General features: G+C 54.2%; 25 protein-coding genes. 3 read left to right on the top strand and 22 right to left on the bottom strand.

All coding sequences use genetic code 11. The features are described 5' to 3' along the window. Positions 1-26: 26 nt before the first annotated feature. Genes ACT3RP_RS11055 through ACT3RP_RS11005 form a run of 11 tightly spaced genes read right to left on the bottom strand, consistent with a single transcriptional unit; the run spans position 27 to position 7,133 of the window. Positions 27-296 carry an EscS/YscS/HrcS family type III secretion system export apparatus protein gene (locus ACT3RP_RS11055; protein ID WP_483393780.1) on the bottom strand — a complete coding sequence of 90 codons (270 nt, stop codon included), beginning with the start codon at positions 294-296 and terminating at the stop codon, positions 27-29. 2 nt (positions 297-298) lie between these two features. Further along, on the bottom strand, positions 299-955 hold the full coding sequence (sctR, locus tag ACT3RP_RS11050) for a type III secretion system export apparatus subunit SctR (protein WP_096277468.1): 657 nt from the start codon (positions 953-955) through the stop codon (positions 299-301). Next, positions 948-2,033 carry a type III secretion system cytoplasmic ring protein SctQ gene (gene sctQ / locus ACT3RP_RS11045; protein ID WP_444624894.1) on the bottom strand — a complete coding sequence of 362 codons (1,086 nt, stop codon included), beginning with the start codon at positions 2,031-2,033 and terminating at the stop codon, positions 948-950. The genes sctR and sctQ overlap by 8 nt, the downstream gene beginning before the upstream one ends. Next, the gene (locus ACT3RP_RS11040) at positions 2,033-2,509 is read right to left on the bottom strand and encodes a hypothetical protein (RefSeq protein WP_483393779.1); all 477 of its coding nucleotides are present in this window, start codon (positions 2,507-2,509) and stop codon (positions 2,033-2,035) included. Before ACT3RP_RS11040 ends, sctQ begins: the two co-directional genes overlap by 1 nt. Continuing rightward, on the bottom strand, positions 2,506-3,846 hold the full coding sequence (locus ACT3RP_RS11035; protein ID WP_444624893.1) for a FliI/YscN family ATPase: 1,341 nt from the start codon (positions 3,844-3,846) through the stop codon (positions 2,506-2,508). Before ACT3RP_RS11035 ends, ACT3RP_RS11040 begins: the two co-directional genes overlap by 4 nt. Continuing rightward, positions 3,846-4,433, bottom strand: coding sequence for a type III secretion system stator protein SctL (gene sctL / locus ACT3RP_RS11030; RefSeq protein WP_483393778.1), 588 nt, complete (start codon positions 4,431-4,433; stop codon positions 3,846-3,848). Before sctL ends, ACT3RP_RS11035 begins: the two co-directional genes overlap by 1 nt. Beyond that, a complete protein-coding gene (locus ACT3RP_RS11025; protein ID WP_483393777.1) occupies positions 4,430-5,080 on the bottom strand; it encodes a hypothetical protein in 651 nt (216 codons plus the stop codon). Before ACT3RP_RS11025 ends, sctL begins: the two co-directional genes overlap by 4 nt. Then, complete coding sequence (gene sctJ / locus ACT3RP_RS11020) at positions 5,077-5,883, bottom strand: type III secretion system inner membrane ring lipoprotein SctJ (RefSeq protein ID WP_226938569.1); 807 nt, start codon at positions 5,881-5,883, stop codon at positions 5,077-5,079. The genes ACT3RP_RS11025 and sctJ overlap by 4 nt, the downstream gene beginning before the upstream one ends. A 3-nt stretch (positions 5,884-5,886) precedes the next feature. After that, positions 5,887-6,288, bottom strand: a complete 402-nt coding sequence (locus ACT3RP_RS11015) for a hypothetical protein (protein WP_441685385.1) — start codon at positions 6,286-6,288, stop codon at positions 5,887-5,889. A 49-nt stretch (positions 6,289-6,337) separates the two neighbouring features. After that, positions 6,338-6,523 carry a hypothetical protein gene (locus tag ACT3RP_RS11010; protein WP_096277452.1) on the bottom strand — a complete coding sequence of 62 codons (186 nt, stop codon included), beginning with the start codon at positions 6,521-6,523 and terminating at the stop codon, positions 6,338-6,340. Positions 6,524-6,551: 28 nt separating this feature from the next. After that, positions 6,552-7,133, bottom strand: coding sequence for a hypothetical protein (locus tag ACT3RP_RS11005; RefSeq protein WP_096277450.1), 582 nt, complete (start codon positions 7,131-7,133; stop codon positions 6,552-6,554). 207 nt (positions 7,134-7,340) lie between these two features. Between ACT3RP_RS11005 and ACT3RP_RS11000 the strand changes: the two genes are divergently transcribed. Next, complete coding sequence (locus tag ACT3RP_RS11000; protein ID WP_176483356.1) at positions 7,341-8,126, top strand: tetratricopeptide repeat protein; 786 nt, start codon at positions 7,341-7,343, stop codon at positions 8,124-8,126. Positions 8,127-8,137: 11 nt separating this feature from the next. Here ACT3RP_RS11000 and ACT3RP_RS10995 read toward each other — a convergent pair whose 3' ends face one another. The 7 genes from ACT3RP_RS10995 to ACT3RP_RS10965 all read right to left on the bottom strand — a co-directional run bounded on the left by ACT3RP_RS10995 (position 8,138) and on the right by ACT3RP_RS10965 (position 14,241). Beyond that, positions 8,138-8,554, bottom strand: coding sequence for a hypothetical protein (locus ACT3RP_RS10995; protein WP_141393025.1), 417 nt, complete (start codon positions 8,552-8,554; stop codon positions 8,138-8,140). Positions 8,555-8,570: 16 nt separating this feature from the next. Further along, positions 8,571-9,920, bottom strand: coding sequence for a type II and III secretion system protein family protein (locus ACT3RP_RS10990; RefSeq protein WP_255249085.1), 1,350 nt, complete (start codon positions 9,918-9,920; stop codon positions 8,571-8,573). 40 nt (positions 9,921-9,960) lie between these two features. Continuing rightward, a complete protein-coding gene (sctV, locus tag ACT3RP_RS10985; RefSeq protein WP_096277443.1) occupies positions 9,961-12,129 on the bottom strand; it encodes a type III secretion system export apparatus subunit SctV in 2,169 nt (722 codons plus the stop codon). Then, positions 12,126-12,461, bottom strand: coding sequence for a tetratricopeptide repeat protein (locus tag ACT3RP_RS10980; protein WP_483393776.1), 336 nt, complete (start codon positions 12,459-12,461; stop codon positions 12,126-12,128). The genes sctV and ACT3RP_RS10980 overlap by 4 nt, the downstream gene beginning before the upstream one ends. Then, positions 12,458-12,856, bottom strand: coding sequence for a hypothetical protein (locus ACT3RP_RS10975; RefSeq protein ID WP_483393775.1), 399 nt, complete (start codon positions 12,854-12,856; stop codon positions 12,458-12,460). The genes ACT3RP_RS10980 and ACT3RP_RS10975 overlap by 4 nt, the downstream gene beginning before the upstream one ends. Positions 12,857-12,865: 9 nt before the next feature. After that, a complete protein-coding gene (locus tag ACT3RP_RS10970; protein ID WP_483393774.1) occupies positions 12,866-13,894 on the bottom strand; it encodes a SctD/MshK family protein in 1,029 nt (342 codons plus the stop codon). Positions 13,895-14,043: 149 nt separating this feature from the next. Further along, the gene (locus ACT3RP_RS10965; RefSeq protein WP_096277437.1) at positions 14,044-14,241 is read right to left on the bottom strand and encodes a hypothetical protein; all 198 of its coding nucleotides are present in this window, start codon (positions 14,239-14,241) and stop codon (positions 14,044-14,046) included. Positions 14,242-15,050: 809 nt separating this feature from the next. Between ACT3RP_RS10965 and mgtE the strand changes: the two genes are divergently transcribed. Together mgtE and ACT3RP_RS10955 are read left to right on the top strand one after the other, a co-directional pair. Next, complete coding sequence (gene mgtE / locus ACT3RP_RS10960; protein WP_483393773.1) at positions 15,051-16,406, top strand: magnesium transporter; 1,356 nt, start codon at positions 15,051-15,053, stop codon at positions 16,404-16,406. 171 nt (positions 16,407-16,577) lie between these two features. After that, positions 16,578-17,321: a sulfite exporter TauE/SafE family protein gene (locus tag ACT3RP_RS10955; protein ID WP_096277407.1), complete on the top strand. Its 744-nt coding sequence runs from the start codon at positions 16,578-16,580 to the stop codon at positions 17,319-17,321. On the opposite strand, the gene ACT3RP_RS10950 is transcribed toward ACT3RP_RS10955, so the two are convergent. The 4 genes from ACT3RP_RS10950 to ACT3RP_RS10935 all read right to left on the bottom strand — a co-directional run bounded on the left by ACT3RP_RS10950 (position 17,293) and on the right by ACT3RP_RS10935 (position 21,193). Continuing rightward, positions 17,293-18,036, bottom strand: coding sequence for an HAD family hydrolase (locus ACT3RP_RS10950; RefSeq protein WP_483393772.1), 744 nt, complete (start codon positions 18,034-18,036; stop codon positions 17,293-17,295). The two genes, ACT3RP_RS10955 and ACT3RP_RS10950, sit on opposite strands and share 29 nt — an antisense overlap. Before the next feature lie 109 nt (positions 18,037-18,145). Continuing rightward, on the bottom strand, positions 18,146-19,051 hold the full coding sequence (locus ACT3RP_RS10945) for an NAD-dependent epimerase/dehydratase family protein (RefSeq protein ID WP_483393771.1): 906 nt from the start codon (positions 19,049-19,051) through the stop codon (positions 18,146-18,148). A 198-nt stretch (positions 19,052-19,249) separates the two neighbouring features. Beyond that, on the bottom strand, positions 19,250-20,554 hold the full coding sequence (locus ACT3RP_RS10940; protein ID WP_096277400.1) for a TRAP transporter large permease: 1,305 nt from the start codon (positions 20,552-20,554) through the stop codon (positions 19,250-19,252). A gap of 75 nt (positions 20,555-20,629) precedes the next feature. Continuing rightward, a complete protein-coding gene (locus tag ACT3RP_RS10935; RefSeq protein WP_441685370.1) occupies positions 20,630-21,193 on the bottom strand; it encodes a TRAP transporter small permease in 564 nt (187 codons plus the stop codon). Between the last annotated feature and the right edge of the window lie 38 nt (positions 21,194-21,231).

The following is a 21,231-nucleotide window of genomic DNA, read 5'->3' as shown; positions in this document are numbered from 1 at the left end:
TTATTGCCGTGGCGACGAAAATTGGTTTAACGCGTCCATGACGCGAAATTATTCAATATCTGATCGGTCAGGTTGATAAGCTGGCCAACCAACAAAGGCCCCGCCAGGATCAGCACCAGCATTATTACAATCACCTTGACCGACTGCGGTAGCGACTGATCTTGAATCTGTGTCAACGCCTGAAACAAACCGATGCCAAAACCGATCACAATCGCCGCCACTAGCGCCGGTGCTGACAGCAGAAGCACTGTCCACAAAGCCTCGCTCATCAGCGACTGAAAGATGCCTTCTGTCATCGCTAACCCCCATAGCTGAGAATCAGACCGTGCATCAACCGGGACCAGCCATCGACGGCGACAAATAGAAAGATCTTCAGAGGCACCGAGATTAAGGGCGGAGCTACCATCACCATGCCCATCGCCATCAAGACATTAGCTACGATTAAGTCTATAACCAGGAATGGGATATAAATCAGAAACCCTATCTCGAAGGCGCGCGTCAGCTCGGATGTGACAAAGGCGGGAATTAACGTCACTAGATCGTCATCCCTGACATTTTCTCGCGCTTGCTCAGACCAGATGTTCTGAGTGGCATCAAGGAAGAAGGCTCGCTCACGCTCGTTCGCGTACTGCGATAAATATTCCTTGAGCGGCTCTCGCAAAATCTCTCCGGTCGCCTGGATCTCTTCCATACTACTTAGTCCCGCTGAGCTACTTTCGAGCTGATAGTAAATCTCTCCCACCAGTGGAGTGGTGATATACACAGTCAATACCAAAGCAATGCCATACAACAAAAGATTCGGCGGTGTCTGCTGAACCCCCAGCGCATTGCGAATAAGAAAAAGCACTACGGCGATCTTGAGAAAAGAGGTCATGGTGACAACTGCCAGCGGCAGCAGGCCCAGAGACGCGACAAGAACGATGATCCCGATCAAATCGGGCTCGAACTCATTCATCGATAGCCAGCCTCACGATTTGTACACCCAAACCATCGCCGACCTCCACCAAGCGTCCGCGTCCCATGACCTTGCCGTTGATTACCAAATCTACGGCCTCCTCCGATGGACGCGACAGGGCTAGCACGCTGCCCTGATCAAGTTCGCGCAGCTCGCCTAGCGAGAGCTCAAGACGACCAAACTCACAGACCAGTCGAACCGGCAGTCGACCTAGCATTGCGTCATCCAACTGAGTCGACGGAATGCCGCCGGCGTCCTTCTGGGAGTCGTCGGGGGGCTGGGCCATATTGAAATCTCCTTGGGTCAAAATATGAAACGAGGACCGCAATTGCATACCGTCCCGATGTGCGGCCGCTTCAGCCATTAGGGTACCGCCGATCTCTGCCGTCTCCGGGCCAGGCCTGTCGAGCATGACAACGTCCCCCAGATTCAGACCACGAAGCTCGGCAAGACTCAGCGTCTGACATCCGGCAACCCACTGCAGCGGCCAGGACACTGCAGTGCATGCCTTCGGCGCCACCGAACAATGAGTATCAAGTAGAGGGTATAGTGCTAAGGCAGATGATAGAGTTAGCGCCAGCGAGAGCCAGCCACACTGCTCTTCGCCCTCTAACCGCAGTGCGATGCGCACTGGCAGATCCTCTGGCGTATCAACATCACTATGAAAGCGAATCGTGCTCCCTAGTCGCGCTTCTAAGGGCTTGAGCCATTCGAGTAAAGCATACTCCAGCCATAAAGCGCGCACCTCAGGCGTGCAATCTTGCAATGACCGGCGTAGCGATAGAGGTGCAACCAGCATTGCGAGCGCCGCAGAGTCGAGTGTCAATCTCGCCGCCTCCGCCCCCAGGCCGATTCCAATCGTTATCGCGCTCACGCTGGGAGACGACCCAGGATCCAGGTGCCACCTCAGTGGGTACCCACCTAGCGACAGGACTAGTGGCTCCCGCGGACGGCTCATAACATTCAATATAGCCACGGCACCCGACGGCAGGCGAGGCAAGCGTGGTGAAATCAGTTTACCTGGAATAGCATCTACCAACGTTTTGTTGCTGTTAAGAAACGCCTCTTCATTCACCATCAACGCACACCTCGTGGAATAGCATCCTCAACTTCCAGTTCGGCATGTACTTCATCGCGGAGGCGTTCAGCGTCGTGCCGCCGTGCCACCAGTTTTTTAAGGGCACGCTCGCTCCGCATCCGACGCACCCACTCGGAGGCAAGACGGTCACGCTCGGTCAATTGCAGGGATTGCTCCTGCTCGGCCTCATGACGGACCTCTTCCAGAACTGCTTGACGGCGATAATGCACATTGATGCCTTGGCGCATGTCCTCAAACGCGGCCTTCGATAGCAAATTCTCTCCATTGGAGTCGAACCAAGCCTGCTCCTGGTGATCGAAGGCACGGCGTTGCTCAGCGAGCTTGTTATCAAGCGCTTCTAGATTCTCCGCATCGGTTTGACAGCGGCGCCTCTGCTCTGCCAGGGCGTATTCGGCCCGGCGCAAGCGACTCTCTCGTAGAGCCCGTAGCTTCTCAAGTTGTTGGCGTGCTTTCATGACACAATCTCGCTCATGCGTTGCAGAGTATCCTTAAGCCCACCAATCTCATCGCTGGACTGGCGTAGGAAAGCCTCTATGACCGCGCGTTTGTCCACGGCCTCGTCAGTAAGGGCATCTTGTCCTCGTTGGTATTCACCCACCTGGATCAAGAGCTCGACATCCTGATAACGCGCAAGCAGATCTCGAAGTCGACCGGCATCACGGCGATGGTCTTCGCTTGCAACAGCGTCCATCAAACGGCTGCGGCTGGCCAGCACGTCGATTGCTGGGAAGTGATTGCGGCGGGCCAGATCGGCACTCAACACGATATGCCCGTCGAGAATCGCCCGCGTCTCTTCGGCCACAGGGTCGAGTGTCCCATCTCCCTCGGTGAGCACAGTGTACAGAGCGGTTATGCTGCCGCGCGCGCCCGGCCCTGAGCGCTCTAGCAAACGCGGTAAGGCCGCAAAGAACGAGGGCGGAAAGCCCCTGCGTGTCGGCGGCTCTCCAGCGGCCAGACCAATCTCGCGCTGAGCGCGAGCAAAGCGAGTGATACTATCAACCAGCAGCAAGACATCGCGCCCTTGATCACGAAAATATTCGGCCACGCTGGTGGCTACCATCGCCGACCGAACACGCTCTATGGCCGGCCGATCCGAAGTGGCTACCACGCACACCGTGCGTCGGCGAGCCTCGGCACTCAATTGTACTTCCAGTAACTCGCGCACCTCGCGGCCCCGCTCGCCGACCAAGCCCAAAACAATGACTTCGGCTTCACTACCGCGCACTATAGCGGAGATAAGTGACGACTTGCCCACTCCGGGTTCGCCAAAAATCCCTATGCGCTGGCCACGCGCAACGGTGAGCGGGCCGTCGATGGCGCGAATCCCCAAAGCCAGCGGATGCTTGATTAACTGTCTTGACAGCGGCGCGGGCGGCGCAGCATGAACCGGGTATTCACTCAAGGCGTCAATAGATGGCTTTGGCGCGCCGTCGATGAAATTACCGAGCGGGCTAACGACACGACCTAGCAGGGCCTCACCGACGGGCACACTCTGCGGTGCCCCGGTAGCAATCACTTCCGTCCGGGTCGACATCCCGTACAGATCGCCGATGGGCGACAAGATAGCGTTTTCGGCCTCAAACCCAATGACCTCGGCGGGTACGCTGCGACCACTAAGCGGATCGCGCAAATAGCACAACTCGCCGATGCCGGCACCGTCGACGCTAGCATGCACTAATTGGCCAAGAATACGCCGCACTCGACCACGTACCGGCCTTAACTTTGCCTGGGCGACGCGCTCAGAGAGGCTCGGCAATAAGGTATCGAAATCAATGTCGGGACCTTGCGTCATCACGTTCTCCCTGCATCATGGCAGAACAGCGCCTCACGCAACGTATTCAGCTGTGCATCCATTCCCACGTCAACCACTGCCACTGGGCTGACAAGTAGACACTGCCCAGCATCTAGTTGGGCATCACCCACCACATGACATTCCCGGTGCCCACCTCTCTCTGTCAGCAGCGTCTCAACCTGGGCAACCAGCTCCGGTGCAACGCGCACCGTTAACGCCATATCATGGCGATATTCGTCAAGCGCCTGACGCACACAACAACTGATCAACTCGGCATCATCAAATTCTCCCAGTATGCGTCGCACCATCTGCAAACTAAGGTCGGCCATCGACTGATCCAGCCCCGCCAGATACGTTTTTACGTGTTGCGTCGTTCGATCCAGCAGCTCGGCAGCCTGCGCCTCTCCAGCCCGCCGCCCTTCCTCAAAGCCCTCTAAATAGGCCTTTTCTGAAGTGCGGCGAGCCTCATCCGCGATGCCGTCGGCTTGACGTCGTACTTGTTTTAGAAAGGCGTAACCGTCAACCCAGGCAGCGGCTTCAGCTGCCTTCAGTATAGTTTTGCCCGGATGCGGCGGTAGCTCGTTCACTCTACTGCCTCCACTCCGTGATCAATCATGAACGCTGACGCACGACGCACGATGTCAGGCCCTAGTTTAAAAATCTCGTCACTGGGCTCGGAGTCAGGGCGACCAGGGCTTCCCAATACGCCTAGACGCAGCCAATCAGTAAGCCCTGTCGGCTGCATCGACATCCAAGCGGCGATGCAGGCGACGCCATCGCGCTCCACAGAATGCTCCAAAGCATCGTCATCGGCATAATCATGACTGTGAAGCGCCACATCGCGATTGCTCAACGCAGCTCTATATGAAAGCTCGCCAAAACGCTGCTTAAGCTCGACGACGCGAGTTGCGCGAATTGCGTGTACGAAAGCTCTGGCGTGGCAGATCATGCCGCAATAGCGCGCCAGCTCCTCACCGGCCCCGGGCGGCAGCTTGAATAATACCAAGTCGTTCGCCTCAGGCATCGGTAACTCTTCGGGTGGAAGCAAGCCATGCCGGTGCGCTAGCTGCTCTCCCAGACGCTTCTGGAAGCGTGGATGCCGCGCCAATACTGCCTGGGTAGCATCGTCGGCCACGTTTTCCAGTTCAGCGCATAACCATTGCAGGGCGACATATTCCGTCGGCTTCTCAATAAACGCCTGCCAAGGGTCAGATTGCGCACTATCAGACATCATGGCGGCGTCTCCTCCAATTCATAGGTGCCTCGTTGCCGCTTTCGCCAGAGCACCCAACCCAGAGCACCTGCCAAGCCTAGGACAAGCGCCAGCAATATGCTGAAGAGCCAAACAGCGCGCGTCACACTAGAGGTCGGCATGGCGATGCCAAGAAACGAGCGCAAGGAAGCCTGTGTCTCTCCGACCGGCACCTCAAGCATGACCGCGGCGACCGGAACCACCGAGACACTTTCATAATCAAGACCCGAGATGCCATTGGCAACCAGTGTCTTGATCCTAGGGATCATGGGGTCGATCTCGAGAGCAGGGGAATGGCGGATAAACACCGAAGCCGACGACGGCGTACTGTTCTTTTCCAGCAGGTCGTTATCGGACAGTACTACATGCACTCGGGCTGAGAGCACTCCGTCGATTTGCGATACCGTATGGGAGAGCTCTTCACTGAGGGCATAGATCATTTTTGCGCGTTCTTGCACTGGCGAGGACACCAAGCTATTACTTTCGAAGACCTCATTAAGATTTGAAAACGTCTGCCCCGGCAGTCCCAGACGATCAAGAACGCTAATTGCCTCCGAAAAATGGTTCTCGTCGATGGTGACAGTCATACCCCCCTCTTTCTGAACCACTCGATTCGCCGGTATACCATGCCGTGCCAGACTCGCCACCATCACATTGGCTTCACGCTCACTGAGGTTGGTGTAGAGCTCCGTGTCACATGCCTGAAGCAAAAGCGACATAGCCACGACCGCCAGAAGCCGCACGGCATTCAACCAGGGTCCCGTCATCCGTTGTTTGGAAAGCAAGTGTCACTGTCCTCGTAACAAGGTTTTGCAAGCGCCGGACATCTGAGAAGCACAAGACGACATCAGCTTCGTCAAGGTCGCGTGATCGAACATGGTGGAGAATGATTCAAGCATTCGGTCAAACTGCATGTCCTCCACTCCTCCAGCCCCTTCTCCCGCCATACCTTCGCCGCTAGAGGGCCGCATGGCACCACTGTCATGCAACCTGCTGGAGAAGCTCTGCACCTTATCGAGAGGGCCCTCCAGTGAATTTAAAATACTGGAACCCAGCTCGGCTGGGGTGGTTACCTGCAGCGTCACTCCGGATTGCTGCGCCATGTGTTCGAATAGGTTCTGCGCCGCCAGCGCCTCTGTGCCCCCCCCACCGGGAGGGGTTGCAGCGCCTATCGTAGTTGTAGGAATCATAATCTAGGCTCCTTCGCTGGTATTGTTGACCGAATTATCGACCCCTCGCTCAGCCTTCTTCTTTAAGCATGTCGCTTGCATAGCCCATTAGATGCGATATAGCCAATGAGCCCACAGCCTGGCCGACAATATCAGTGACCTTGGCATTCTCAACAGCCTGATCAAAGTTCTGTTGCTGATCGAGACTCAGTGTCTCATTGCCATTTGAGGCGTTCACTCCATCTACCGTTGCCATAACTACTTCCTCCCATTCGGGTTGCTCATCATTCGGCAGTCTGCTTCGTAATACTGCCTCGAAACACAGTCACTCCACCGTCGTTACTCGGGCTAGGTGCCGGCTGACGCAAGCGCTCGACGCGTCGCGCCACATCATCAACCCAAGCATTCATACCCCATATTTGTAACGTATCACCACCGTCTACAAGCCTGGATCGCATAGGGTCACCAACGCTAGAACCTTCGATATCCGCCATCAGGCGCTGACTATCAATGTCAGTCAGCTCGAAGGACTGCTGCGTCATTTCCTCCCGCGTAGAAACATGCAACACACCACCATCAAAGAACCATGCTAGGTCATTGGCGGCACACACCTGCTCAAGAAACCCTCGGGCAGTCTCAGCCGTTATATTTCCACGAACCGCACCCTCGACCCGCTGAGAAACCTCCATAGGAAGCGCGAGATTCCTGCCAAACTCCTTCAACACAGCTTGAACGTCTTGCTCGACAATCAGATAGCGATATTCACGCTCCATCCATTCAGCGGCTCCATTCGATTCATCAGACGCCCATGTTACGGCTGGAAATAGCAGTATCATGGGACCTGACAAAAGGATGGCGTAGATCATTAAACGCCCACCTTTACTGCATGACGATGTAAGTGATAGTCGACGCTTGCTAGGCTCTCTAGCCTGCCTAAAATGCATAAAAAACCTACACATCATGCTTCCTCGACCCCAGTTGACGAGCTCCAGGTTCGGTGGCTCAATACCTTTAAACATAGAACACTAATTTTTTTTCTACCACACGCCATAAGGCGTACCATGGAGCGTCCAATGTCGATGCGATACTGCATACGCCTTCCCATCCTGTTGTCCTGCTCGTTGCTAGTTGCCTGCGCGACCACTGCCGAGCAAGCCGAAGAGTCTAGCTTATTGTCTTTGGCCGATGACATCGCTGCCCAGGGTGACTACGCCACCGCCACCACCCTCTATGAACGTGCAGCTGAGCTATCGGATGAAGACGTCAATATCAACGTCCGGCTTGGCGACGCACGACTCGCTAGCGGCGATCTGCAGGGAGCACTGCGCTCGTACCGAGCCGCACTGGAAAAGAACATCGACTCCCCAACGGCCCTGCTCGGCCTCGGATCGACCCAGCTGCGGCTCGACAAGGTCGAAAGTGCGTTGCGCAACCTACGCCGAGCAGCACCGGCACTTGACACTCCCACCGCCTGGAGCCGCCTAGGCGCCGCGCAGGCTTTACTGGGCGTGAAAGAGGGCGAAGCCGCAGTCTCTTCCTTTTCGCGAGCAGCAGAACTGCTACCAGATGCCCCCGACGCACAGACCAATTTGGCGCTAGCCCAGTCCCTGGCCGGACAACACGCTACTGCAGTAGCCCACATACGCGATGTCGCCTCTTCCCCGCTGGCCGAGGACCGCCACTTCCATAGCCTGATTTTAATTCTGATACTAGCTGGCGATACCCAACAGGCGGAAACGATCGAGATTCCCGATATGCCAGCATCACAGCGCCAATCACTAATCGAACAAGCCCAGCGCATTCGCGCCTTGCCCGACATCGGCGAACGGGCTCGTGCCATCGGGCTCGCCGGATATTAATGAGGCGACAGCTACATGTCGCTCGTTGTGGCATAGCGGCCCACCCCCCTCGCCTCTTCCTCTAGTCGTTGTCGCCGCCGCTGACTGTGCTCGCGATTAGAGAGCCGTTCCCGAGCCGCTCGGGCCAACGGCTCCGCGCTCGATGGCCCCATGTCTCGCCCTTGCAGCAGATCCCGTGGCCGTTCAACCATGAACTGCAAATTAAGGTCGTTCGCACAACCTGGAGGTAGGGCAACGATGCCAGTCTTTGAGGCCGGTAAATGACAGAGGTGAGGGGCCAGCAAAAGCCGCTGTTCGGTGGTATCATCCACGCCGGTTGCGTGGTAGCCCGTATCCCAGGACATCGGCCCCATTGATGAAGAACATCCTCCTAGCAACAGCAGCAGAGGCACTAGCCGCCAAATAGCCTTAGGCTTTGTCGTTATCACCACGTGCTCCTCACTCTTATTGTAGATAGAAGCCGAAGGGATCGTCCCGTACCGCTTGCCTGGGGAGTGCCTCGCCATTGACCTGCAAATAGCCGTTATCAGCCCGCCCTTGAGCCAACGGTGTACGCAATGGCTGTGTCACAGGCTCGACGATATAGGGAGTAATCAGAATAACGAGCTCAGTTTCACTGCGCTGAAAACGACGAGATCGAAACAGGTTCCCCAAGATCGGCAAGTCACCCAACACTGGCACCCGCTCAATGGCATTGGAGGCGTCGCGCTGGAATAATCCTGCGATAGCAAAGGTCTGACCACTTCCCACTTCAACCACAGTATCCGCTCGGCGCACCTGCAGCCCTGGCACACTGATGCCACCGATCTCAACACCGCTGCTGGTCAAGCTGCTGACCTCAGGCCGTACCTCCAACGATATACGTTCGTTAGGCAATAGGACTGGCGTAAACATTAGCGAGACCCCGAACTGCTTATACTCAATACCGACCAAATCATTGCCGACCGGTACCGGAATGGGAATTTCCCCTCCAGCAAGAAAACTAGCGGTTTCGCCGGTAACAGCAGTGATGTTGGGCTCCGCCAGGATCTGCAGCAAATTATTCCTCTGCAGAGCTTGGAGTAGACCATCAACGCCATCGACGCCGCTACCCACAGTGCCAAACGCATTGCCAGCCATAGAGCTCGGCAAGACACCCACCGAGAGCGAGCCGTTGTTGATCAGCGCGCTCCAACTGATGCCATACTCCAACAACTCCTCACGGGCTACCTCGGCGAAACGCACGCGAAGATTAATCTGAGTGGCACCCTCGTAGGTGGAGTTATTCTGCGCCGCGCCCTCCCCCGGTGCCTGTCGTTCAAGTGTGGCTTGAGTGGCAAGAGCGCCTTCGACACTCTGACTTTGTCCTTCGGCCAGCAATTGGTTACCAGCCACCCGTAGATGGATCGGTGTGCCAGCATCGGCAGCGTGCAACGCCCGATTAGCCCCCTGAGCGCCATCACTGACCTCTAGGCGCATGGAGGCTTCGGTACTATCATCGGGGCCAAGCGCGATGAGATTGGTATCCCCATACTGCTTGCCGAATAAATAAAGAACACCGGGTGATACTACCTGAACATCGGCAATCTCAGGGTTGGCAACAAACACCGATGACACATCCTGGTTAAAACGTAAGATTAGCCCTTGCCCCGTTTCCAGGCTGAGAGAACGCTCACCAGACTGCCCATGGGCATGACCAGCCATCATCGTCAACAGCAATATGAGAGGCGTCAGAACGCGAGCCATCACACGTCGATCAGTATCTTCGGTCATCGCTCTAAAACTGAGCAGTGTCATGCATAATGTTGCTTTCACAGGTTGACTCCATACTGAAATATATTGTTATAGCGGTCTTTTACTCTTCCGAGGTGTCAGCCTTTTGATCGGTATCTCGTGGCGATGTTACCGGTATTTTCACCTGCGCCAGCACATGCAAATTGAATTCCGAGGCGACCTCCTGCCAGGCAATGACCGGTAGATCCAGTTGGTAGCGCTTGGCCCACTGTTGCAGCACTGGGCGAATATCACTGGAGGTAATGATCACCGGAGCCACATCTGCATCCAGCTCGCCCAATCGTTGTTGGAACCAACCGTTCAGTGATCGCGACAAGCGTATCGGCAAGCCACCGTTGCGAGTGCCGCCACCAGAACTACGTAGCGAGGTCCGAACCACTTCCTCGAGCTGGCGTGTAATTACCCAGGCCGGCAGAACCCTGTCTGCTCGTGCGTAGCGATAACATATCTGGCGGGCAAGAGCGGCGCGAATCCGCTCCACCAAGCGCACTACGTTCTGCTCCTGCCCTCCCCATGTCACCATCGCCTCAAGGATGGTACGCAGAGCTCGTATGGGCACACCTTCTTCTACTAGGCGTCTTAGCACATCAGCCATCTTTTGCAACGACACAACCCTTATAGCTTCGCCAACAAGCTCCGCGTAATCCTGCTCCATGCGCGATAACAAAGCCCGAGTCTCCTGGATACCGACGAACTCTCCTGCGTAGCGACCTAGCACTCGCTCCAGACAGTCACACAGCACTCGCTCGACCGTCCGGTAGCCAATGCCCGACTCCTCAAGGCGCGCTAGCTCGCTGTCGTCCACCCAGAGGCCCGGCGCACGGCCACTTAGTGGCGGATGCTCATGGCACTCGACATCCAGTAGCTGTAGGTGGATAGGATCGTCGTCAAGTAATACTCGCCCAGCGGGGATATCGCCTTCCAAAACCGGTACTTCATCGAGTTCTATGCTAATGCGTCGCGCCTGCATTGTCGGTAGCACGCGTACACCGACATTCGGCATCTCGACGCCAAGCTCCAGCCCCACACGCTGCCTCGTAGCGTTCAACAAGCCATGCAGCTCGTCAAGGGACAGAGCCTCTTCCAGGGCAATATCCAGTGATACCATCAGTCGATACCCTGCTGTCGGAAACGCCTCTTCTGCTGGTGGCTCCGGCATTGTGGCCGCTGATGCTGCAGGCGCTGATGTCGCTTCATCGGCGTTACTCACCACCTCAACAGTCTCTTCTATGTCACGTTTATCATGCCTCGCTCGGCGCCGCACGCACCATGCAGCCAAACCAAGGCCGGCGGCCAGTACCAAAAACACGGTAGTAGCGAACCCAGGAATGAAGGCGGCAAAGAAGAGGACGACGGCGGTTAGTTCCAACGCCCGCGCGTTATTGCCCAACTGCGCGATGATTTCACTGCCGAGATCACCAGCCTGATCAGAATTAACTCGCGTCACCACAGTGCCAGCACCGACCGCGATGAGCAGCGCAGGGATCTGAGCAATAAGCCCATCGCCGACAGTCAACAGCGAATAAGTGTTCACAGCCTCACCGAATGCCATGTCACGTTTGAGCATGCCTATCAACAGCCCTCCGATCAAGTTAACGCATAGAATCACCAAACTCGCGATAGCGTCACCCTTAACGAATTTCATGGCACCATCCATAGAGCCATACAACTGACTTTCGCGCTCCAAGCGCTGACGACGAGTTCGCGCTTCTCCCGCGTCTATGTCGCCGTTGCGCAGATCATTATCAATACTCATCTGCTTGCCCGGCATCGCATCCAAGATGAAGCGGGCAGCCACTTCGGCGACCCGCTCGGCGCCTTTAGTAATCACCAAGAACTGGGCGATTGTTATGATCAGGAAAACCACGAGACCTATGACTACCTCGCCAGCAATGACGAAGTTACCGAAGGCAGACACCATCTGACCAGCATATCCCTCTAGCAGAATAAGGCGCGTGGTACTAATCGATAGTGCCAAACGAAACAGCGTCGCCAAAAGAATAATCGGCGGCAGCGACGAATAGTCGACAGGGTGAGAGATATAGAACGCGACGATCAGGATCAGCAGACTAAAACCAATATTGATACCGATTAGAGCATCGACCAGGGCGGTCGGCAGCGGAATAATCATCATAACGACTGCCAGCACGATAAAGCTGGCGATCACTACATCACTGCGCTGCGCTGCACGTTGCGCGATGACATTGAGTCGAGTTAACAGACCGCTCATATATCCTCCCGGCGCTGTAGATAGTCTTGAAAGCACCGCCGCGCATCATCGTGCCTACCATCGACCCACAGCGCCCGACTCTGCAGCAGCGACAGAATCGGCGTATGCCCTTCCACATATTCAAGACGTTCGACCGCATTCAGCGCACGCGGGACATCACCGTTAACGATAAAAGCTTGGATAAGGGTGTGAAGGATGCCGGTATGAGCTGGCACTATGTGCGAGGCAAGCAGCAATAGCACCAACCCACGCTTACGTTCACCGCTTTTCACGTACAAGTGCCCCAGCATATGTAACAATTCGGCGGCGTGGCGGTCACTGTCGTCAGTCACGTCGCACCCTCCTCGGCGCGTCGCGCCTCCCATTCCTGGCGCAAGGCAATCTCTTCATAAATCAACTGGGAGGCAAGCTCGGTAGCATCGCCTTCAGCCTCAAGCCTGGGCAAAATGTTATCCACTACGTGTTGCAGCAACTCAATGCTCCGCTCACCGCTATAAAGGGATGGATCCCCGATTGCGGGCGTCGATTCTCGCTCCACGCGACTAATTAAAGAGTCATCTCCCTCGCGGCGCCCCCGAGTATTATCCAACGCGCGATCAAAGCCAGATTGGTGTCCCGAGCCAACGGGTCTGTCAGCGTTGATATCAACAGGACGCGCCTTCGCCTCTACCGGCTCATCATGCCGAGGATTTTCGGTGACGTTAGCGCGATCAGGCGCAATTCTCATTAACTCGTCCTACAGCGTCAGAAAAAACTGTTCGTCGCCACGGCGCAAGGTAACCCTTTCGTCGCCGATAGCGGCAAGCACCCAGCCTTCCGGCAAAGATGCCCCCGTGTACAATCTCTCGCCTTTGGCACCAATGACATAAGGGTTATCACCCAGCCAAACAGCCTGAAAACGAAAAGTTGGCTGGTCAGCAATCAGGCTCAATTTAGCATTACTGACCAATACTTGACTGCTGCCGTAGCGCTGATCGAACCAGCGCTGTACTTCCTGCCAATCCTCATGCCGCTCGGGCGCGAATTCACCCGACACTACCAGATGGTTTCCGGCATCGCTCACCTGTAGCCCATCAAGATCAGCCTGTTTCAATCGACGCTCCAAGGCCTCCGCAGGCGTTTCGTGCTGATCACTTGTCAGTGCCGCCTCTACCGCTTGAGGATATAAAGTAGCGGTCGAATGTAGAGCTTCGGCAGAAATATTAGCGCCCGCTTCGTCCACTCCCACTAACTGATAAACGCCAGCGATACCGATAATTGTGCAAAGCGCAGTTAACACGGCTCCACGTCCAACTCGCTCGCCCCCGGAAGAATGGCGTCTTCGCGACAACAGCTTATGCGGCAGCGAGTCACGGGTGGTGCGCAATGCTGACTCAACTGCCTCGTAAGCCGATCGCAAGGCGGGCGGCAAAGAGGTCTCAGGACGCGAGAGTCGCAGGCGGGCGTCCCCCATAGCGAGAGTCGTAGGCAAGTCGATGCGCCGCCCAGTGCCTTGCGCCAGCGTTTCGCCGCCAATGATAACCTCCCCACCAACTGCTTCAATTGCTACCATCCGGGCGTGAAACCGCAGGATGACATGCTCAGCAGCGACACCCTCATCGCAGAGCATCACATCCGCCGGCTCCGCAGCGCCGATACGGCATACAGCTTGCTCCAGGGACACAGCTACGCCCTGATGAACACCCCCAGTCACTTGAATCGTCGAATAAACACCTGCGGACGGAGTGAATAACGAACCAATAGATGTCGTGAAAGAAGAGGCCATGAGCAAATACCTATCAATAAACCTCCTGCCTGCTGCTACAAATTACTTCCAGCGGCTGGCAAGAGGAAAATAAAACCGTTGAGACTACAAAAGCGTTATCAACAGCCAGCGGCGGCAAATACCACCACTGACCGATATGATGGCAATCCTCAGTTGTTTGGACGAGAGGACTTGGCGGTATCAACCTCCGTATTACCCTCCGTCTTGGCCTTGCTCACTTCCATGGATTTTTGAGCAGCTTCTTCGAAGACCTGCTTCAGCTGGCCAACATCAATACCTCCACCGCCGCCGTCACCACCAGCAGGAGGAACACCGTTCTCTTTCTTCGGTTTATCAAATGTAAACATTACCATCTCTCCTTTTATTCATGTTATGCCTCCATTGGAGTCAGAAGGCATAGCTTGTAAAGCACTTCTATAGAATTACAAATGCAGAGCTAGAAACCTAACTCAAAGCTCGTGAGCTGTGAGCCAACCTCGTTTTGATCAAATGAATCCACTTGGAGTACATTGATCATTTTTGTGCAAAAAAAATAGAGCTGCACAATGAAGCTAATACTTAATGTAGTTTAATCGTCAGACAACGCAAGGCCAAAATACGCTAAATGGACATAAAATCATGAGCTATTGGTTGGCAATATTAAATTCTGGCTTGACATGAACCGGTAATAAAATAATTATAATTAGGAAAAAGGAGGCCTAATATTTGCCCCTACCGTGCTTCAATTAACTCCCTTCGCCACTCTTAACAAATAGTTTCTTGGCGACCAGGTTTCACCTGACGCCCTGCTGAGATTATTCTATGAAACTATATGAAACTATATGAAACATCTATGAGATCAGGGGCAATTCGGCAGGGTACATAACGACATTGAAAGTCTCATATCACCTCCCCCAGACCTGCAGCTTTTGTCCTTAATGAACAAAGCCAGCTTAGCAGTACCGTCTGAGCATTAGCTTCAATCAGTCGGTAATGCTCCCTCAAGTGCTCTCAGAACTAAAAACAGCCAATCTGCATCATGTTTTTCTAATTAAGACAACGTTTTTACAGATAGCATGAATGGCTTTCAAACAAGCCTGTCGATAAAATCTATGGCAAACCATCAAGAGCTTTCACGTGAATGGATTGAGAACTAATTTCCCAGAGGACGAAATCTATGCGCGATGATGACCAATACTCCCATACTGAAGAGCAGCTGCTGTATCTTCAAAAGCGGTTAGACGAGGAAGATACAAGCGCGTTAAAAGCGCTTTTCACTGAGCTCGACACCTTAGAGATTGCGCGCACACTTGAGTCTTTTCCTGCTAAAACCCGCGACTTGCTTTGGGAATACATCCCTGAAGAATTCATTGGTGAAGTGCTGGCAGAAGTCGATGAAGAGATTCGTGCCGACTATATTGAAGATTTATCGGCAAGCGACGTAGAGCAAATTGTTAAAGGGCTGGATGCGCAAGAAGTCGCAGAGGTATTAGATGTTGCTGCCGAGGCTATCAAAACCAGTGTTTACGCCAGTTTAGACCAAGAGATTCGCGCGCAAGTTGAGAACCTTCACGCCTATGAAGACAATGTGGTGGGGCGTTACATGGATCCTGAAACGGTCAATGTAAAACAAGGCGTCTCGCTAGAAGCCGTGCAACGTTATATTCGAATCTACCACCTGCTTGATGATGAATCGCAGCAAATTATGATCACCGATAAGGATAAGCGCCTGCTTGGCACCCTGACCTTAATTGACTTAATCAAACAGCCACAAGATGCCGTGGTTGATGATTATATGGATGATTTTTTTACCCTCAATGACCAAATGAAAGTCGGTGACGCGGCAGCATTATTGCGCTCTAAAGAACTCCACTTTGTGCCGGTCTGCGATAGTGACGGCTTATTGGTCGGCCAGCTAAATGCCACTGACGTACTCGAAATCACGCAAGATGATGCTGACATGACGTTAAAGCATTTGTCGGGCGTCAGTGACGAAGAAGAAGTCTTTACCCCGATTATGCGCAGCGCGAAAAGCAGGGGTATCTGGCTGGGCATTAACTTGTTGACGGCCTTTTTAGCGGCGTTTGTTATCGGCCAGTTTGAAGCCGTGCTAGATCAAATCGTTGCCTTGGCCATCTTGATGCCGGTCGTGGCCAGCATGGGCGGCATTGCCGGCAGCCAAACCCTGACCGTGGTGATTCGTGGCTTGGCACTTGGTCAGCTTGCAGGAAATAATAAACGCTGGCTGTATAACAAAGAGCTGTGGGTGGGCATGAGTAATGGCCTGGTGTGGTCGTTAGTGGTCGGCTTTATTTCCTACCTGTGGTTTAGCGACCCGCTGATTACGCTGGTGATCACACTGGCGATTTTTATCAATATGAGCCTGGCCAACGTATCGGGCGTACTGATTCCGCTGGTATTGAAAAGGCTGCAAATTGACCCGGCCCTTTCGGGCGCGGTGATTTTAACTACCGTTACCGATGTAGTGGGCTTTTTATCTTTCCTAGGCTTAGCCACGCTGATTATTTTATGAATGAGCGCTGCCTATGCAGCTCTAACGCGTTAGCAACACGACCTTTATGTTGATCAGCAGCTAGCCACATAATTTGCCTGCTAATGTTTATCACGTACTATGCTTTGCGGCCCCGCACTCGCGGGGTTTTTCGCATTTGGCGCTTCCAGCGACCCGCTTTTAAGGATTGATATGCTGCCCGACTACTCCGTTATCGCCTGGCTGTTGATTGTGTTTTCCGTCTACCTGACCGGCATCTCAAAAGGTGGTTTTGCGGGGGGCTTCGGTACGCTTTCAGTGCCGTTGATGGCGCTGGCGATTAGCCCCGCTCAGGCAGCGGGCCTGCTGCTACCACTATTGCTGGTCATGGACGTGTTCGCGGTAAAAGCGTGGTGGGGCAAGCATGATATAGCCGAAGTCTGGCGCTTTGTGCCGGGACTGTTCGTCGGTGTTGCCGTGGGGACGCTGTTGTTCGACCGCCTAAGTGAAGAAGGCTTACGTCTGACACTGGGTGCTATCACCTTGCTGTTTGCCGCTTACATGCTGCTTAAACCCGTCGCCAAGAAACCTATTTCCACCCGATGGGCGTTACCGGCTGCCACCATCTGCGGTTTTACCAGTTTTATGGCCCACGCCGGTGCACCGCCGCTGAACGTTTATATGCTGCCGCGCAAACTGGCCAAAGAAACCTTTATCGCGACCTGCGCGGTGACGTTTGCGGTGGTTAACGTCATTAAACTGGCGCCATACATGTGGCTTGGCGAGATTAACGTGACCAGCGCCTGGGCCTCGCTGGTGCTGGTGCCGATTGCCTGGATTGGGGTGCGTAACGGCTTGTGGCTACAAAGCCGAGTTAACGAAAAGCTATTCTATCGTTTAGTAATTCTGGCGATGTTTTTAGTAGGCTTTAACTTGATATGGCAGGCGCTGACATAGAAAAATGCTTATCTAAAGCGTGAGGCGACACAATACGCGAAGGTGTTCGCCAGTCTAAGCATCGCCACCCTTCTACACTCGCTACCTCAGCCAGCACTGGGTCGGGGTTCACCGCTACAGGGCAGTCAACGTACTGCAATAAGGGCAAGTCGTTACGTGAATCAGAGTAAAACGTGATGTGACTAGGCGTTACCTGTTGTTCCGCTAACCACTGTTGAAGACGTAAGACCTTTCCGCCGCGATAAGAAAAGATGCCCTCGCTACCGCCGGTATAGCGTGCTTGTTCATTAATACCGCTTTCGACACTAGGCTCTACCGCCAGGACGTGATCAATACCTAGCGTCACCGCCATGGGCGCCACCAAGTGACGGGAAGAGGCTGAAATCAGCACCATTGTATCGCCAGCCTGGCGGTGCGACTCCAAACATGCCCATGCTTGGTCGAAAATACGCGGCTGCAGGTGGGTCGCAACAAACCGCTCGACCTCCTTTTGAACATCAACAACACGGCGCCCGCGCAGCGGCTTCAGCGTCATCGCCAGATACTCTTCAAGCTTAAGCTTTCCCGCGTGGTAGGCCTGCTGCATCAGCTCTGCACGCGCCATAAAGGTCTCGGCATCGCTGATCCAACCTTGCTCTATCATCCATAGGTTCCAGCGGGCGCTGCAGTCTCCGTCCAGAAGCGTGTCATCAAGGTCAAACAAGGCCAGGCGCATAGCGGCACTCCTCTCATCGTGGGCTCGCGGTGCGTAGAGTATGCCAAGGGCCATGACAAAACGATGACGCTGCTAATCCCTCTCTTTATCGCTCTCTTTATCCCTCTCTTTATCGCTCGCTATCAGCGCTCGGTAACGCATCCCGCCATGAGTAAGTCGGTGCGAAACCGACAAGGCGACATGCTTTGTCATTGCTATAGAAGGTTTCGAACTCGCCCATCTCGCGCCTGAGCGGCACGTTCGGGTAAAAGCGTTCAATCACCTGGGCATTCGTCAGGCCAACCGAAAGATCGTTATTGGCAACATTGAAGACCTCGTAACCCAGGCCATCTGTCTTCAGGCAACAGTCGACCATCTGCCCCAGATCACGCGCATCAATGTAGGCGAAGATATTGCGCTGGCGCATAGCCGGTTGATCTAAAAAGTCCGGAAATAGCTCGGCGTATTCATGCGGCTCAATAACGTTATTGATTCTTAAGCCGTAGATATCGATACCTGAGCGCGCCTGAAAGGAACGCGCCGTTACCTCATTAACCACCTTGCTCATAGCGTAGCTATCCTGGGGAACGGTGGGATGCTCCTCATCGACCGGCAGATAGTCCGGTGTCTTCTCACCATCCGCAAAGCAGATGCCGTAAGTGGTCTCGCTGGAGGCAAAAATCACCTTAGGAATACCTAGCCGAGTGGCGGCATCCAGCACGTTATAGGTACTGAGTGTATTAATACGATAGGTTTCATTATCCGGCCGGTGCAGGATAGCGGGAATAGCGGCGAAATGGACAAGAGCATCGTAACGCGGCACGCCGGTGCCCGGTTCAAGCTCGTCGATCCCTGCGTAAGCTTGGCATGCATTAAACACCTGGCCAGCGTCCGTCAAGTCGACCTTCAGAGTGGTGATACCGGGCACGTCGGACACAATCCAATCCAGATTGGTGACTCGGTGGCCCTGATCGCGCAGGTAGGCCGTCGCATGACGACCGGCCTTACCGCTGCCGCCAGTGAAGAGAATTCGCATGGAGACTCCTTAATGAACAGAACGAACCATTCCACTTTAGCAAAGAAATGCCCAGGACTGACTGATTGAAGACAGGGCTTACTAAAAGGACTTGTGCACTGGATTAGGAGGTTAGCCGCGCGGCTACCAAGAGTATCAGTTAAGCATCCAGGCATTTTCAAAGCAGCCTGGATGCTGCCTCATGGCCAATCCGAGCGTTTATTTATTCATAGCTTCAGGCAAGTAGAGGGCGATGCCGGGAAAGATATGCATTAATGCAATCGCCAGCAGCATCAGTAGGAAAAACGGCAGCGTGGCCTTGGTAATGGTCAGAATATCTTTACCGGTTAATCCTTGAATCACGAACAGATTAAAACCAACTGGCGGCGTAATCTGCGACATTTCAACCACTACAACCAGGTAAATACCAAACCAAATCAAATCGAAGCCCGCAGCGCTAACCACCGGCATAATAATCGCCGTGACCAGCAGAATCAGCGAAATACCATCGAGAAAACACCCCATCACCAGCAAAAGCAGGGTCAGTGCTACCAGCAGCATGGTGGGTGAAAGCCCCATTTCACTAATCGCTTGGGCCAGTTTCATGGGCACTTGAGTAAAGCCCATCGCCGAGGTTAAAAATGAGGCGCCGGCAATAATAAACGCGATCATGCAGGCCGTACGGACAGCGGCAAACAGTGAGTTTTTGAAGATATCGCGATCAAAGTGACCGTTAAAACGTGCAATCACAATCGATAGCACCACACCCACCGCAGCCGCCTCAGTGGGCGACGCTAACCCACCATAGATTGAAAAGACAATGCCGCCGATCAGTAGCAAAATAGGGACGAGTGACCACGTATTACGCAGCTTTTCCGCAAAGCTCATGTCCGACTCATCTTCACCGGTAAGCCCTTCACGATTGCCTTTAAGCAGCGCCCATAAAATGAGATAGGTCATAAACATTGCCAGGATCATTAAACCGGGGCCAATGCCTGCCATAAACAGCCTGGAGATCGACTGCTCCGTCACCACACCGTAGACGATCAGCACGATAGACGGTGGAATCAACAGCCCCAGCGTCGAGGCGCTGGCCAGCGTACCAATCGCCATATTGCTGTCGTAGCCCCGTCGTTCAAGCTCTGGTAGCGTCATCTTGCCCACCGTGGCGCAGGTCGCCGCGGAAGAGCCGCACACCGCAGCAAACATCCCACTGCCAATAATATTGGTATGAAGTAAACGGCCAGGCAGTCGATTCAGCCAGGGTGACAGGCCGCGAAACATATTGTCGGCAAGCCCCGAGCGAAACAGTATTTCACCCATCCAGATAAACATAGGCAGTGCGGTAAGGTCCCAGCCGTAGCTAGCCCCCCAAAAATCTGAGGCTAAGATCGATCCTGGTGAGAACGAGCTGAAGAACTCTAATGCTATCCAGGCAGTGCCGATCAGCGCGAAGGCGATCCACACCCCGCTGCCAAGCAACAGCATAAGAGTAAGAATGGTAGCCAAACTTAGTAATAGCACGCGGGCGTCTCCGGAATAAAAAGCATGGGCTGAGTAAGTACAAAGTGAGTTGTCATAGACTTAGCAGACATAACCTCAGTGCATCTCACTGTCATCCGTCGCGGTGGCCTCGCGAAAGCTCGAGGGGTCGCGGGCGGCGATGCGCAATGCCATCAACAAGGCTTCGATAAGGGCCAAACACAGCAGGCCGACGCTCGTCGCCAGCACGGTTTGGGGAATCCATAGCGGAATCGACAAAAATCCTGAGGAAACATCGTTATACGCCAAACTTTCTCTTGCCAGCTCAATCAGGCCGTAACTCAGTATTAGGCTGATCGCCAGCGCAATAATTAAACAAAATACTTCAAACCAAACGCGCACGGCCGATGGCAGACGTGCAATCAGCAGCGTCACACGAATATGGGCATGGTGCACAAAGGTGTAGGCTAATCCTAAAAAGGTCGCCCCTACCAGCAGGTAAGAAGCCAGTTCCGAAACGCCGGTAATACTTAAACCCAGGCGACTCAAGCCAACCAGTACAAGCAGAGCATCTATCAATCGAAAGGTCACCTGGAACGCGATGAGCGCACAGATAGCCACCATACACGCCGCAGCTCCCCAAGCTCCCAGGCGATAGAGTTTGTCGAATTTAAACGTCATATTCACAGTCTCGCGAAGCACATGGGAAAAACAGAGGG

This window comes from Halomonas sp. AOP5-B2-8, assembly GCF_052376475.1.
GTDB classification, from domain to species: domain Bacteria; phylum Pseudomonadota; class Gammaproteobacteria; order Pseudomonadales; family Halomonadaceae; genus Vreelandella; species Vreelandella casei.
This window is presented reverse-complemented; position numbering and strand designations above follow the sequence as displayed.

Coding starts and splice junctions, on each gene's coding strand:
- ACT3RP_RS11055 (WP_483393780.1), bottom strand. CDS start 296: ATGACAGAAGGCATCTTTCAGTCGCTGATGAGCGAGGCTTTGTGGACA.
- sctR (WP_096277468.1), bottom strand. CDS start 955: ATGAATGAGTTCGAGCCCGATTTGATCGGGATCATCGTTCTTGTCGCG.
- sctQ (WP_444624894.1), bottom strand. CDS start 2,033: ATGGTGAATGAAGAGGCGTTTCTTAACAGCAACAAAACGTTGGTAGAT.
- ACT3RP_RS11040 (WP_483393779.1), bottom strand. CDS start 2,509: ATGAAAGCACGCCAACAACTTGAGAAGCTACGGGCTCTACGAGAGAGT.
- ACT3RP_RS11035 (WP_444624893.1), bottom strand. CDS start 3,846: ATGACGCAAGGTCCCGACATTGATTTCGATACCTTATTGCCGAGCCTC.
- ACT3RP_RS11025 (WP_483393777.1), bottom strand. CDS start 5,080: ATGATGTCTGATAGTGCGCAATCTGACCCTTGGCAGGCGTTTATTGAG.
- ACT3RP_RS11015 (WP_441685385.1), bottom strand. CDS start 6,288: ATGATTCCTACAACTACGATAGGCGCTGCAACCCCTCCCGGTGGGGGG.
- ACT3RP_RS11010 (WP_096277452.1), bottom strand. CDS start 6,523: ATGGCAACGGTAGATGGAGTGAACGCCTCAAATGGCAATGAGACACTG.
- ACT3RP_RS11005 (WP_096277450.1), bottom strand. CDS start 7,133: ATGATCTACGCCATCCTTTTGTCAGGTCCCATGATACTGCTATTTCCA.
- ACT3RP_RS11000 (WP_176483356.1), top strand. CDS start 7,341: ATGTCGATGCGATACTGCATACGCCTTCCCATCCTGTTGTCCTGCTCG.
- sctV (WP_096277443.1), bottom strand. CDS start 12,129: ATGAGCGGTCTGTTAACTCGACTCAATGTCATCGCGCAACGTGCAGCG.
- ACT3RP_RS10975 (WP_483393775.1), bottom strand. CDS start 12,856: ATGAGAATTGCGCCTGATCGCGCTAACGTCACCGAAAATCCTCGGCAT.
- ACT3RP_RS10970 (WP_483393774.1), bottom strand. CDS start 13,894: ATGGCCTCTTCTTTCACGACATCTATTGGTTCGTTATTCACTCCGTCC.
- ACT3RP_RS10965 (WP_096277437.1), bottom strand. CDS start 14,241: ATGTTTACATTTGATAAACCGAAGAAAGAGAACGGTGTTCCTCCTGCT.
- mgtE (WP_483393773.1), top strand. CDS start 15,051: ATGCGCGATGATGACCAATACTCCCATACTGAAGAGCAGCTGCTGTAT.
- ACT3RP_RS10955 (WP_096277407.1), top strand. CDS start 16,578: ATGCTGCCCGACTACTCCGTTATCGCCTGGCTGTTGATTGTGTTTTCC.
- ACT3RP_RS10950 (WP_483393772.1), bottom strand. CDS start 18,036: ATGCGCCTGGCCTTGTTTGACCTTGATGACACGCTTCTGGACGGAGAC.
- ACT3RP_RS10945 (WP_483393771.1), bottom strand. CDS start 19,051: ATGCGAATTCTCTTCACTGGCGGCAGCGGTAAGGCCGGTCGTCATGCG.
- ACT3RP_RS10935 (WP_441685370.1), bottom strand. CDS start 21,193: ATGACGTTTAAATTCGACAAACTCTATCGCCTGGGAGCTTGGGGAGCT.